Source organism: Caballeronia sp. Lep1P3 (assembly GCF_022879595.1).
Lineage (GTDB): Bacteria > Pseudomonadota > Gammaproteobacteria > Burkholderiales > Burkholderiaceae > Caballeronia.
This window is the reverse complement of record NZ_CP084265.1, coordinates 1,488,373-1,502,084: the sequence shown is the minus strand read 5'-3', so window position 1 is coordinate 1,502,084 and position 13,712 is coordinate 1,488,373. Positions and strand designations below refer to the sequence as shown.

At 64.5% G+C, this 13,712-nt stretch carries 11 protein-coding genes; 2 read left to right on the top strand and 9 right to left on the bottom strand.

The genetic code is table 11. The features are described 5' to 3' along the window. Nucleotides 1-26 precede the first annotated feature (26 nt). From LDZ27_RS07040 to LDZ27_RS07020, 5 genes are all read right to left on the bottom strand, one after another. A complete protein-coding gene (locus LDZ27_RS07040; protein WP_244816064.1) occupies nt 27-1,532 on the bottom strand; it encodes an efflux transporter outer membrane subunit in 1,506 nt (501 codons plus the stop codon). 5 nt (nt 1,533-1,537) lie between these two features. After that, nucleotides 1,538-2,740 (bottom strand): efflux RND transporter periplasmic adaptor subunit, encoded by a 1,203-nt coding sequence (locus LDZ27_RS07035; protein ID WP_244815963.1) that lies wholly within the window; start codon nt 2,738-2,740, stop codon nt 1,538-1,540. Between the two features lie 15 nt (nt 2,741-2,755). Then, entirely contained in the window at nt 2,756-5,932 is a 3,177-nt protein-coding gene (locus LDZ27_RS07030; RefSeq protein ID WP_244815962.1) for an efflux RND transporter permease subunit, read from the bottom strand. 273 nt (nt 5,933-6,205) lie between these two features. After that, nucleotides 6,206-7,297, bottom strand: a complete 1,092-nt coding sequence (locus tag LDZ27_RS07025; RefSeq protein WP_244815961.1) for a hypothetical protein — start codon at nt 7,295-7,297, stop codon at nt 6,206-6,208. A gap of 167 nt (nt 7,298-7,464) precedes the next feature. Further along, the gene (locus tag LDZ27_RS07020) at nt 7,465-7,653 is read right to left on the bottom strand and encodes a hypothetical protein (protein ID WP_244815960.1); all 189 of its coding nucleotides are present in this window, start codon (nt 7,651-7,653) and stop codon (nt 7,465-7,467) included. A gap of 270 nt (nt 7,654-7,923) precedes the next feature. Here LDZ27_RS07020 and LDZ27_RS07015 point away from each other — a divergent pair, with 270 nt between their 5' ends. Next, on the top strand, nt 7,924-8,967 hold the full coding sequence (locus LDZ27_RS07015) for a DUF2235 domain-containing protein (protein ID WP_244815959.1): 1,044 nt from the start codon (nt 7,924-7,926) through the stop codon (nt 8,965-8,967). Nucleotides 8,968-8,977: 10 nt separating this feature from the next. Here LDZ27_RS07015 and LDZ27_RS07010 read toward each other — a convergent pair whose 3' ends face one another. Beyond that, on the bottom strand, nt 8,978-9,385 hold the full coding sequence (locus LDZ27_RS07010; protein ID WP_244815958.1) for a hypothetical protein: 408 nt from the start codon (nt 9,383-9,385) through the stop codon (nt 8,978-8,980). Between the two features lie 185 nt (nt 9,386-9,570). Here LDZ27_RS07010 and LDZ27_RS07005 point away from each other — a divergent pair, with 185 nt between their 5' ends. Then, nucleotides 9,571-10,329 (top strand): SDR family NAD(P)-dependent oxidoreductase, encoded by a 759-nt coding sequence (locus LDZ27_RS07005; RefSeq protein WP_244815957.1) that lies wholly within the window; start codon nt 9,571-9,573, stop codon nt 10,327-10,329. A 102-nt stretch (nt 10,330-10,431) separates the two neighbouring features. Here LDZ27_RS07005 and LDZ27_RS07000 read toward each other — a convergent pair whose 3' ends face one another. From LDZ27_RS07000 to LDZ27_RS06990, 3 genes are all read right to left on the bottom strand, one after another. Then, nucleotides 10,432-11,685, bottom strand: coding sequence for a porin (locus tag LDZ27_RS07000; RefSeq protein ID WP_244815956.1), 1,254 nt, complete (start codon nt 11,683-11,685; stop codon nt 10,432-10,434). Between the two features lie 385 nt (nt 11,686-12,070). Next, nucleotides 12,071-12,352, bottom strand: a complete 282-nt coding sequence (locus LDZ27_RS06995; RefSeq protein WP_244815955.1) for a hypothetical protein — start codon at nt 12,350-12,352, stop codon at nt 12,071-12,073. A gap of 118 nt (nt 12,353-12,470) precedes the next feature. After that, nucleotides 12,471-13,649, bottom strand: a complete 1,179-nt coding sequence (locus tag LDZ27_RS06990; protein WP_244815954.1) for an aromatic ring-hydroxylating dioxygenase subunit alpha — start codon at nt 13,647-13,649, stop codon at nt 12,471-12,473. Between the last annotated feature and the right edge of the window lie 63 nt (nt 13,650-13,712).

Below are 13,712 nucleotides of genomic sequence, written 5' to 3'. Positions count from 1 at the left end.
GCTGACATCGGGGCGATGCCGCCGCCCTATTCCCTCGCCGACACGGCTTCCGCCGAAGGCAGTTGCGCCGCCGTCCATCCGCCGCCCAGCGCCTTGACGAGCGCGACGCTCGCGGCCATGCGGCGGCGCTCGATGCGAACCGCCGCGCGCTCGTCGGACAGCACGATGGCCTGCGTCACCACGACGTTGAGATACGTGATCGCCCCGTTTTCGTAGCGATTGCCGACCTTGCCGAGCGCGCGCTTCGCGGCATCGACGGCATCGCGCTGCGCGGCGCTCTCGCGGCGCAGCACGTCGAGCGCGTTCAGGTTGTCTTCCACTTGGCCGAACGCGCTCAGCACCGTCTGCCGATAATCGGCGACGCTTTCGTCATACGCCGCGCGCGCCGCATCGCGGGCCGCCGCGCGCGCGCCGAAGTCGAGCGCGGTGAACGCGAGTTGCGGACCGAGCGACCAGAAGCGGCTCGGCGCCATCAGCCACGAACTGAAGTGCGTCGCTTCGAGGCCGCCCGTCGCGGCCAGCAGCAGGTTCGGGAAGAACGCGGCCGTCGTCACGCCGACGCGCGCATTCGCCTCGGCCACGCGCCGCTCCGCCGCCGCGATGTCCGGACGGCGCTCGAGCAGCGCGGAAGGCACCGAAAGCGGCAACGCATCGAGCGCCGCCGATGGGCGCGGCGCGTGTTCGCCGTTGAGCGGCGCGACATCGAGCGTGAAGCTCGAAGGCGCCTCGCCGACGAGAATCGCAATCGCATTGACGAGGCTCGTGCGCGTGGTTTCGAGGTCGATCAATTGCGCCTGCGTCGCGCGCAACTGCTCCTCGGCCTGCGCGACATCCGATTCCGCCGCCGCACCGCCCGCGAAACGGTCGCGCGTGAGTGCGAGCGCCTTTTCGTAGGCTTGCAGCGTCTCCTGCAGCAGGCGCTCTTCTTCCACCGTGCCGCGCAAGTCGAAGTAGTTCGTCGCGAGTTCGGCCTGCATCGCAAGGATCGCGCTCTGCAGGTCCGCCGCGCTCGCCTGCGCTTCTGCGCGCCCGCCTTCGACGGCCCGCGCGATGCGGCCCCACAGGTCCGGCTCCCACGAGACTTGCGCATCGATCACGTAGTCGGGCACGGTCACGCCTGCGCTCGACTTGTACAGCACGTTCGACGATACGCGCGACTGATTGAACGCCGCGTTCGCGGTGACGGTCGGGAAGAAGGCCGAACGCGCCTGCGCCACGGCTGCGCGCGCGCCGCGAAAACGCGCGGCTGCGGCCGCCACGTTCTGATTCGACGCCGCCACGCGTTCCTCGAGCGCATCGAGTTGCGGATCGCCGTAGACCTGCCACCACGGCGCGCGTGGCGTGGCGTCGGCGGGTTGCGCGGACTTCCAGTCTTGCGACGATGCCGCCGCACCCTGCGGCACGGTCGATTTATACGCGGCGGGCATCGCGACGTCGGGACGCACGTAGTCCGGACCCGCCGTGCAGCCGGCGATCATCAGCGGCAACAGCGGCAACAGTGGCAAAAGCAACGCCGCGTAGCGCGCACGCATCGCGCTCATGACGCCTCGCCGCCTGCTTTCGGCGCACCCGGCGATGCACCCGCCTTCGCGCGCTCGATTCGCACGGCCGCGCCATCGACGATCGAATCGGGCGGATTGACGATCACGCGCTCGTTGCCGCTCAGTCCCGACACGATGGACACGCGCGTGCCGTAGTCGGTGCCGAGCGTGATCGGCAGGAGCTTCACGCGATTGTTCGCGTCCACCGATGCCGCATGCACGCCATCGGGCCTGAAAAGCAACGCGTTGCCCGGCAACGTGTACGACGGGCTCGCGCTCGTCAGGCGAAAGCGCACTTGCGCATACGCGCCCGCCAGCAGTTCGCCGGTCGGATTCTTCACGTCGATTTCGACGCGCATCGTGCGCGCGACGGGATCGACGGCGCCCGCGGTGCGCACCGTCACGCCATCGAACTTGCGATTGCGCTCTTCGTTGAGCAGCAGTTCGGCGGGCAGGCCGACCGTCACCATGCGCGCGTACGCCTGCGGAACATCGACGAACACGCGCAGCGTGCTCGCGTCCTGAACGTGAAAAAGCTCGCGCCCGGCCGCGCCGCTGCCCGCATCGATCAACTGGCCGACATCGGTGTTTCGCGCGGTGACGACGCCATCGAAAGGCGCATAGATCTTCTGGAACGACACGAGTTGTTCCAGCCGCGAGACGTTTGCCTGCGCCGCGTTGAACGCGGCTTCCTTCGCGAGCATGTCGCCGTTCTTCTCGTCGGTCTCCTGACGCGACACCGAATTGTTCTTCGCCATCTGCTGCCAGCGCTCGGCCGTGGTTTTCGCGAGCAGATAATTCGCGCGCGCGGTCTGCGCATCGGCGCGCGCCTGGCGCAGTTGGTCGTTGATCTCGGGCGCGTCGATTTCCGCGAGCAACTGTCCCTTCTTCACCGGACTGCCGATATCGACAGTCCAGCGCTTCAGATAGCCATTGGTGCGCGCAAAAATCGGCGCGTCGGAGAATGCGCGGATATCGCCCGCGAGCACGAGATCCTGCGTCGCTTTCATGCGCAGCGGCTGAATCACTTCGACGGTCTGCACGCCGTGCTCGGCCGCGTCGCGTTCCAGTTCGGCATGCGCGGCGTGGCGCGACCAGATGCCTTGCGCGACGATGCCGGCAACGATGAGTACCGCTATCGCCATTCCTATCCGGCCGCGCTTGCTGCTCACCGGGCGCTGCGTCAACTGCTCTTCCATTCAGGCTCCGTCATTTCAGGACCGTGCTTCCTTCATTCGCGCGCTGCGCGCCTCGATGCGCTTGTAGATCATCGAGAAGACGACCGGCACGAAGAACAGCGTCGCGATGGTGCCGACCATCAGCCCGCCGATCACCGCGCGGCCAAGCGGCGCGTTCTGCTCGCCGCCTTCGCCGAGGCCGATCGCCATCGGCACCATGCCGATCATCATCGCGAGCGCGGTCATCAGCACCGGGCGAAAGCGCGTATAGCCGGCTTCGAGCGCGGAACGCACGGCATCGCCATGTTCGGCGAGCGCCGAGCGCGCGAAGCTCACGACGAGAATGCTGTTGGCCGTCGCGATGCCGATGCACATGATCGCGCCGGTGAGCGCGGGAATGGAGAGCGTCGTGTGCGTGAGAAACAGCATCCACACGATGCCCGCGAGCGCACCCGGCAGCGCGGTGATGATGATGAACGGATCGAGCCACGACTGGAAGTTCACGACGATCAGCAGATAGACCAGCACCACCGCGAGAATCAGCCCGAACGCCAGGCCCGAGAACGAGCCGTTCATGGTTTCGACCTGACCGCGTATGTCGATGGTCGAGCCTTTGGGCAACTGGGCGCGCGCGTCGTCGATGATGCGCTCGACATCGTCCGACACCGCGCCGAGATCCCGGCGCTCGGTGCCCGCATAGAGATTGATGGTGGTCTGCGCGTTGTAGTGATACACGACCGCGTCGCGCGAGCCGCGCGATAGCGACGCGAGTGCGCCGAGAATATTGGTCTTGCCGCTCGCCGATGTCACCGGAATGTTCGCCACCGACTGAAGCGAATTCATGTCGTATTGCGGCGCGGACGTAATGACGTTGTAGCTCACGCCGTTCACCGGATTGAGCCAGAACGTAGGCGTCGTCTGCTGGCTGCCCGACAGCGTGATGAGCAGGTTGTTCGCCACGTCGCGCTGCGTGAAGCCCGCTTGCAGCGCCTTCGTGCGATCCACTTCGACGTTGATCGCAGGCAGGTCGGACGGCTGCTGGATGCGCGCATCGACGAGACCCGGCACGCGGCGAATCTTCTCGAGCAGTTGATTGGCGAACGCGCGATTGCCGCGCACGTCGCGTCCCGTGATCGCGATATCGATCGGCGCAGGCACGCCGAAGTTGAGAATCTGACTCACGATATCGGCGGGCAAGAACGAGAACGTCACGCCGGGAAACTCCTGCGGCAAGCGCTTTCTCAGTTCGCGTACATAGTCGTCCGTCGGCGCGTGGTCTTCGCCGAGACTGATGAGCACATCGGCATCGGCGGTGCTCACCGTCCCCGTGTTGTTATACGAGAGGTTGATGCCCGATACCGGCAAGCCCATGTTGTCGATGATCGAACGAAGCTCGCCGCGCGGAATCAGTTCGCGTATGCGCTTGTCGACGCGATCGGTCAGCACCGCCGTCTCCTCGATGCGCGTGCCGGTTTTCGTGCGCATGTGCAGCGCGATCACGCCCGAATCGACGGATGGAAAGAAGTCGCGTCCGAGGAACGGCGCGAGCGCGAGCGAGAACAGACAGCAGACGAGAAACAGCGACGCGAAGCGCCCCGGATGCGCGAGTTGCGCTTCGAGAAACGCGCGATAACGCCCGCGCACGGCTTCGAAGCGCCGCTCGAAGCCGAGATGAATGCGCACGAAAATGTTCTTCGAACCCTTCATCGATTCGACGTCGCCGCCCATATGCTCGTGATGACGCAAAAGGTATTTCGCGAGCGTCGGAATGAGCGTGCGCGAAAAGAAGTACGACGCGAGCATGGCGAACACGACGGCTTCCGCCATCGGCACGAAGAGATAATGCGCGACGCCCGTGAGCAGGAACATCGGAATGAACACGATGCAGATGGACAGCGTCGAGACGAGCGTCGGCACGGCAATCTGCTGCGCGCCGTCGAGAATCGCCTGCTCCAGTTCCTTGCCTTGCTCGAGGTTCTGGCTGATGTTCTCGATGGCGACGGTCGCATCGTCGACGAGAATGCCGACGGCAAGCGCAAGACCGCCGAGCGTCATGATGTTGATGGTCTGGCCGATCGCGGAGAGCGCGACGATCGACGTGAGCATGGAGAGCGGAATCGAGATCGCGATGATGAGCGTCGCGCGCCAACTGCCGAGAAAGAGCAGGACCATCAACGCGGTGAGGCCCGCTGCGATGACCGCTTCGCGCAACACGCCCGACACCGATGCGCGCACGAAGAGCGACTGATCCGCGACGGGTTCTATCTTGAGCGACTCGGGCACCATGCCGCGCAAGGTCGGCAGGAGCTTCTTCACGCGCGCGACGATATCGAGCGTCGAGGCATTGCCGCTCTTGTTGATGGTGAGTAGCGATGCACGCGTGCCATCGACGCGCACGATGTTCGTCTGCGGCTGGAAGCCATCGCGCACGTGCGCCACGTCCTTGATGTAGATGGTGCCGCCGGGACCGGTGCGAATCGGAATGTCGTTGAGCCCTTCGATGCTGCCCGGGCTCGCGTTCAGTCCCACCGAATATTCGGTCGAGCCGATTTTCGTGGTGCCGGTCGGCAGAATCAGATTCTGCGCGCTGATCGCGTTGACCACGTCGGTCGGCGCGAGGTTCTTCGCCTGCAGCTTGCGCGAGTCGATATCGACCATGATCTGCCGCTGCTTGCCGCCATAAGGCAGCGGCACCGAGGCGCCCTGCACCGTCGCGAGTTGCGTCTTGAGAAAGCTGTTGCCGAAGTCGTAAAGCTGCTGCTCCGTAAGCTCGGCCGATGAAAGCGCGAGCCGCAGTATCGGCACGGTCGACGCATTGAAGCGCAGGATATTGGGCGGCGTGATGCCGGGCGGAAGCGAGCGCAACTGCGTCTGCGAGAGCGCGGTTATCTCGGCGATGGCTTCATCGACATTCGCGTTCGGCTGGAAATAGATGCGCACGACCGCAATGCCGGGCAGCGACTCGGACTCGATATGCTCGATGTCATTGACCGCCACCGACAGGCCGCGCTCGTAGTTGAGCGTGATGCGGCGCTCCATCTGATCGGGCGGCAGGCCCGTATAACTCCAGATGACGCTGACGACCGGAATATCGATGTTCGGGAAGATGTCCGTCGGCGTGCGCAGGATGACGAGCGGGCCGATGATCAGCAGCAGCAGCGACAGAACGATGAACGTGTACGGGCGCCTGAGCGCGAGTCTGACGATCCACATCTAAGTTCCGCCTGCCCCGTGTTGTTCGTTGTTCGATGCTGTTTCGATGCTGTCCGGCTGCCGCCGAAAAGGCCCCGCTACGATGACACAACTGCAGCTTACAAAACAAATCGCGCAAACGGTTGCGAGGGTTTATGCGGAAGCTTTTCTTCAGAGGAACGCGCCAAGTGTGTCTTGGCCGTCTTTGAATCAGGATCGGGCGGTGGACTCCAGGGCGCGATGGCGTTCTGCATGCGGCATGCATTCGGCCGCATGCAGAATGCAAAACGCGCTTCAGTTCGCCGGAATGGTCACGACGGGCGCCTTCGAGGTATCGGTGACTTCGCCCAGCGCCATCAGGTTCTGCACGACCGTGAACGCATACTTCGAATCGAAGTCCGCGCGGTCGATCCAGTATTGCGACTTGTCGTAGAGCACGCTCACGTAGGCATCGGGCGGCGCCTTCTCGCCGACCCTCACGACGATCGTCGGCCGTGTCTCGCCGCCGATCAATCCGATCGTCGGCTTGGTCGCGCCGCTGCCGACCTGCTGATCGGGCACCGGAATCTGCGCGCCGAGATCGGTCAGGATGCCGAGCACGGAGCGCGTCACCATTGGAATGCGGTTCCGGTCCGCGGACTGGCCGTACACGATCTCGTAAGTCTTCCTCTTCGGCGAGAGATGCAGGAGCTTGCGCACCAGCGTGAGATCGTCGGTGGTTTCCCTGTTCGCGCCGCTGCGCGTGGCGGCGAGCGTCATGAAGATGCGCGCTTGATGGTCCTCGTTGCGCATCTCGACGTTGAGCTCGCCCGCGAGCTGCAAGCGGCGCAATGCCTGAATCAGCAGAAAGAACTCGGGCGCGCCGGATGCGTTCGGGCCGCCGAGCGCATTGCCGTTTTGCAGGCCCGCGATGGACTGCGCGGTGATGCGCAACAGCAGATCGATCGGAATGCCGCTTTCCGCAAGCGGCAGGACGAGCGTCGGCGCGAGCGGGCGGATATAGGCGCTCGCGTAGGCGTCGCCGGTCGTCGGCGTGAACGTGAAGGTCGGATGATTCGAATACGACACGCTGCCCGACGCCTGCGCATAGTTCGGCTGCGCGCCCGATCCTGCATTCAAAATTCCGCCGCCCGTGGCATCGAACGTATAAGCCGCGATGATGCTGCTCACGGTCAGGAACGACGGCGCATCCGCGAAGCGCAGGCCGACGATGGCGGCAAGGATTTCACGCTTTTGCGCGTCGCCGAGCGCGCGCGCGTAATCGACCTGATCGGCCTTGAGCCGCGACGGACCGATGCCCGAGCAGCCGGCCGCGAGAAACGACGCACTGAGTACCGCGATGGATAAGGCTCTTCTTGAAGTCTTCGTCGATGTCGTCCAGTTCATAGGCTCGGAGTAAGGTCAGCGGAGGATCGTCGGCGCAAAGGCCCGCGAAACAGCGGGACCGCGTAAGCAATACTCATACCGTTCACTGATCGATGGGCGCACTTTGCCGGCCTTCGCTGCCACGGAAGGCAGTGCAGCGCGCGATCATCACGCGCCTTCAGGATGCGTTACCGGCGCTCGGGCGGCGGTGCGTCGCTGCGGGCACGCGCGATGTGCCGGCTCGCTTCGGCGTGATGCGCGACGAGCGCATCGAGACGGTCTTTCGCGAAGCGCGGACCATCGTCGCGTGCATGAGCGGTCGCCGCCATCGATGCGGCCGCAATGAAAACAACCGTGGCAAAGCGCCTGCTTTTCATGTCCCACCTCCGAGGCCGAGCTGCGCCCGCTGCAACCGCCGGACGACATGCCGAGCATCGCACATCGGCGTAAACGATGCTCGACGCGCCTTTTGCATTTTGAGTTTTGCGTTCTGCACACAAGATTCGATCCGTCGACTTTCGCCAAAATCGAGCATGGCCGCGCCGTCGGCATCGGAGCCCGCGTTAAGCGGTTGCAGGCCCCGCGTCGATTTCCTATTTCCTATTTCTAGGCACGAGGCCAGCAAAGACATCCGGGAGACCACGGCCATGAAACTCGCCCTCTTCTTCGACGGCACCTGGAACGAGCCGAACGATCGCACCAACGCCTATCTGCTCTACAAGCTCGCGCCCGAAACCGACGATCAGGAAACGCTCTACGTTCAGGGCGTCGGCACGCAGGGCAACGGTCTCTTCGCGCTCGCGAACAAGTTTCTCGGCGGCGCATTCGGCGATGGCCTCTCCGCGAACATCAAGACCGGTTATGCGTGGCTGTGTCAGCGCTACCAGCCGGGCGCCTCGATCTACATCTTCGGCTTTTCGCGCGGCGCGTATTCCGCTCGCAGTCTCGCCGGGTTGATCCGCAAATGCGGGCTCGCGAACGACTGGAGCGATGCATCCATCGATCAGGCCTACGGCATCTACCGCGATCAGAGCGTCGGCGCAACGGACGATTCCGTTCAGGCGTATCGCAAGCAGTTCTCGCGCGAAGTGGATATTGCATTCATCGGCGTGTGGGACACCGTCGGCGAACTCGGCATCCCGATCGACGGGCTTCCCGTGCCCGGGTTCTCGAGCTATTACCGCTTTCACGACACCACGCTTTCGAACAGCACGAAGGCCGCCTACCACGCGATCGCCGCCAACGAATTCCGCTCGCTCTACAAGCCGACGCTATGGACGCCGGGCGCCGAGGATCGCGGCGCGTTGCCGCTCGAACAACGCTGGTTCGCGGGCGCGCATGCCAACGTCGGCGGCGGCTATCTGAGTCCGCCGCGCGATCCCGCCGACCTGCTGCCGCTGATTCCCGCCGAATGGCTGCGTCAGAAGGCGCAATCGCACGGTTTGCAGTTCGACAGGCCGATCGAGATTCCGAAAGAGGCCTATGGATGTGAACCCATCGATTCGTATTCAGAATTCACAAAGACGAACCCCGTCCTCGAGGACGTATGCCGGAAGGAGCCGCGCGTCGCGGGCATGGCGCTGAACGAAACCATCGACGACAGTCTCGCGAAGCGGCTCATGGCGCCCGGCTTTCTCGACGCCTTCCCGACTTTCCGCGACCAGTTGGGCGCGCTTTCTCGCGGCAGTTGACTCAGTCGGCTTAGAAGATGTGCGGCGGCGCGCGGTCCACCATGTCGCGCGGCAGCTTCTCTTCCAGTTCGAATTCGACGCTCGGGAAGTCCTGAAGGCGGCCGTTGACTTCGGCTTCGCCCTCGCTCGTAAAAAGGCCATCGAGATAGTCGAAGGTCAGCTTGTCGACGAGCGCCTTGAGCGCAAGCTCGGGGCTGCGCTTCGGCTCGACGGCGATATCGTCCACATCGAGACGCGCGCAGAATTCGCCGCCCTTCGACTCCATCGCGCCGATGTCGATCACCTTGCCATCGACGTTTTGCGCGAGCACGCGCTCTTCCACCGCAAAGAGCCGGAACGGGCGTTCCAGCCCGGGCGTGTCGCCCGAACTGTCCTGGGCGCCGCTGCCGCCCTGATTCGTTTGGGATTGCGTTGCCATCGCTCATTCTCCTTCGATGCTTTTCCTCGCGACGATGCAGCAAGGCCCGCGCCCGCCGCGCGTGCGGCGCAGCATCGCGCGAAGGTTTCCCTTGCGCGCCGCGCCGTCCTACAGTGGCTAGATCGCTCAACCCAATGCAAGCCCAACGCAAACCCAACGCAAAGGAGCACCCAGTGGACGGATACATGAGCGCAAAAGTGGCAGTCATCACGGGCGCGGGCCGCGGCCTCGGGCGCAGCACGGCGCTGAAGCTCGCGCAACAGGGCGTCGGGATCATCGGCACCTGGAATCGCGACGCGGCGGCGGCCGAGGAAGTCGCAGGCGAGATCGAGGAACTCGGCTGCAAGTGCGCGATGCTCAAGCTCGACGTCGCCGGGTGCGACACCTTCGGCGCATTCGCGGACGAAGTCTGCAAGGCGCTCGAACAGTCGTTCGATCGCACCAACTTCGACTTCCTCGTGAACAACGCGGGCATAGGCATTCACGCCGCTTTCGCCGAAACGACGCCCGAACAGTTCGACCAGTTGGTCGACATTCATCTCAAGGGACCGTTCTTTCTCACGCAGGCGCTGCTGCCGTTCCTGCACGAGGAAGGCAGCATCGTGAACGTATCGAGCGGGCTCACGCGGTTCGCGCTGCCGGGCTTCGCCGCGTATGCGGTGATGAAAGGCGGCGTCGAAGTGCTCACGCGCTATCTCGCGAAGGAACTCGGACCGCATGGCATCACGGTCAACACGATCGCGCCGGGAGCGATCGCGACGGACTTCGGCGGCGGCGTCGTGCGCGACGACCACGATGTGAACGAATTCGTCGCCCAGAACACGGCGCTCGGGCGCGTGGGCCAGCCGGACGACATCGGCGGCGCGATCGCGGCGATGCTGTCGGAGGGAAATCGCTGGATGACGGCGCAGCGCGTGGAGGCTTCGGGCGGGATGTTCATCTGACATGATCTGCCCTGATCTGCCCTGATCTGACACGAGCCGGGGCGCGCGCAAAAAAAAACCGGACGCCGAGGCGTCCAGTTTTGTCGCAAAACGACTGCTCGCTTAGAAGCGGTGGATGATGCCCACGCCCGCTGCGAACATATTGCGCGTAGCCGACGGCGCGCCCTGGAAGCCGTCGCCGAGCGTCGCGTTCGCGGTCACTTGACGACCCGGCGTGGTCGCGCCCGGTGCGCTCAGCGTGTTGCCGTTCGCGCGCTGATATGCTTCCAGCGCATACAGGCCCGTGCGCTTCGAGAGCGAGTAGTACTGGGACAGGTTGAACTGATGGTACGACGCCGCGCTCGTGATGCCGTTGGCCTTGCTCGCCCACGTGTAGCTGTAGCCGCCCGCGAAATCCCATGCCGACGTTGCCTTCCAGTGCAGCACCGTGCCCGCCGTGTTGAAGATGGCTTCGTCGGTGAAGAGCGAGTTGACGCCCGGAATGTACTGGACGTTCGAGTACGTAACCGAGATGTCCCACGCGCTGTTGAACGCGTAGCCGCCGCCGACCGCAAAGCGGTTCTGCGCCTGCGCGCGCTGGTAGCCCGCCGTCAGCGCGGAGACACCCGGCTGGCCCGAACCGTCGGTCGCCGCGCCATTGTTGACGATCGCCGAGCTGCCGCTGTAGATGCCGCCGCCGTTTTGCGCGTTGTTGAAGCGCTCGAACGCGACCGTCAGGCCGACCGGACCTTGCGCATACTGCACCGCAGCCGACCATGCCGAACCCTGATACGCGCTGCCCGGAACGCCCGCGAACGAATACGAGCCGCTCACCGTGAAGCCGTACAGCTTCGGCGACGTATAGACCACCGAGTTGTTCGCCCGGTAGATCGTGTCCATGTTGTCGATATCGCCCGGGTGCGCGCCGAAGTAGCCGGTCAGCCAGTTCGTCGGGCTATACGGCGACAGGAGCGTGTAGTAGGACGTGTACTGGCGACCCAGCGTCAGCGTACCGTAGCCTGCGTTCGTCAGACCCACCCATGCCTGACGGGCGAACATGGCGTTCGTGAACTGCGCGGTGCCGTTGTTGATGTCGAAGCCCGACTCCAACTGGAAGATGGCCTTGTTGCCGCCGCCCAGATCTTCGGAACCTTTCAGGCCGAAGCGGCTGCCTGCCCAGATGCCCGACGCCATCTTGACGTTCGAGCGGCCCGGCGCCGTGCGCGCGAGGTTCGTCTGGCTGTTCTGATAGACGATCGAATCGTCGACGATACCGTAGAGCGTGACGCTGCTTTGGGCAAACGCCGGTGCGGCCGCGGCTGCGGCGAACGCGGTCGCCGCGATGACGGCGGCCTTGGTCATCTTGAAACCCTTCATTTTTTTCTCCTCTTGCATCGTGCGGTATGGGCGAACTGATCGTCGTCGACATCGCAGTCGGGCGGCGTGGCGCGCGCGCGGTAGCTGTCGAACGTAGCTTTTGGTCGCTGGCAAGTGTATGGCTTGCCGATGGAATTCGAAAGAATCGCGAATACTGGTGTCGTTTTTTTTCACCGTGTGGTTAACCAGTATTTGCTGGGCGGCAAATATTGGGCAACCGGGCGCGAAACTGACAGAAAACCGACGGGAGCCGGACGCGGCAGCGCGCGTGATCTCGTCGTGAGGAGGAAATAGAAGGAAGGCTGCGGCGGCTACGAAGCGCGCCGGCGACGCGGCGCGCGCCCGTCACGCGCCACGCCAGCGTGAGGTCAATCGCAATGCGGTTTTACGGCTCGATTCTCGCCCGCAGTTCGCGCGCCGTTTCGAGCAGCCCTTCGTAGCCCGAGCGCGCGTGCGAAGGCAGGTCGGGATCGCCGACGAGCGTACCGAGCGTCTCGATGATGCTGTACAGAATGCCCTTCGCCGCGCCCGCCGCCATGCGCCCGGCGGCGACCGATTCGTCGACGTGCGTGATGGCTGCATCGAAATGCTCGATCTCGGGATGCGCTTCGTCGACGTTCGGCGAAAGCGGGCGTGAATCGCGCGGCTCGGTCGGGTCGCTGTTCATGATGGTCTGCCTCCGGTAGCTGGTCCACGCTTTCTGTATAACGCCGCCGCGCGGCGCCTGCAATCCGGTCATGCCGCGCCGCAGTGTCGCGGCCGGTGTCGCGCCCGGTGTCGCGGCCTCACGACGCGGGCAGTTCCTCGACCGGCACGATCCGGTGCACGCGCCGGCCGTCGGCCTCGCGCGCCTCCGCCGTCTGAGCGGTGCGATGCGGCACGCCCTGCTCCATCAGAAGCGCGCGCAGTTCGTTGATGACCGGAAAGACTTCGTGATTGTGATCGGCGCCCTGCCGGTCATGCGCTTCCTGTTCGCGCTCGACGATCCACCGGTCTTCCTTGAAGATGCGCTCGGTGAACCACACGAGCAGCGGCCATGCGGCATCGAGCAGGCCTGCAATCTTCGGGCGGCGGATCGACAAGAGGCCGAAGGTGCGGTTCGTGCGCTGCTCCGCATCGAGCGGCACGTAGGCGATCCAGAGATCCATGACCATCGTCTCGTCCTTCGTGCGAATCTTGAGCGTCTGGTACGGATACTCGGTGCGAATCGTCATCACGTCTTTTTGCGACTCGTCCGGCTTCTCGCCGCGCTTCTCACCACGCTTCTGACCGAAAACGAGCGCCTCGCCGATCGGCTGCTTGCCCGCTTCGCGCGCGAAGGTGTAGTCCACTTCGATCCAGTCCTCGCCCGTGCGTCGCCCGAGCGAACGCGCGCGCATGCTGCCCATCTGCCGCCGATGCAGGAACTGATGGTTCATATCCATCAGATTCTCGTGCATGAAGGTGTAGTGGCACTTCACTTCCTGGCCGAAGCGCCGCGTCTTGTAAGCCTTGTCGGCGGCGGAGACGAGCGATGGGAACTTCGCGTGCTCTGCTGCAAGCGGATCGCCCGTGAACACGAAGACAAGCCCCGCTTCCTCGCGGCACGGATAGGCGCGCACGCCGTTGGGCAGCCGTTCGCGGCCGAGATAGGGGATGTCGGTGCAGCGGCCGGTGCAGTCGTAAGTCCAGCCGTGATAGCAGCAGCGGATCGATTCGCCATCGACGACGCCCGCCGACAGCGGCACCTGCCGATGCGCGCAGCGGTCTTCCAGCGCGAAGACCTTGCCCGAGCCGGTGCGCACGAGCACGATGGGATCGCCCGCGAAGCGCACGCCGTGCGCGCGCCCGCGCTTCACTTCGCGCGACCATGCGAGCGGATACCAGTGATCGGGATGAATGTCGATGCGCCGCAGATCGCGCGGGCCTTGCGGGGCATCGACCGGACCGGATTCCTGAGCGCCTTGCGGCAACGCTGCGTGCATGTAGAACGCCTCCGTGACTGGAGATCGGATGACGCGCCGGCTCGATTGCGGCTCGATTGCGGC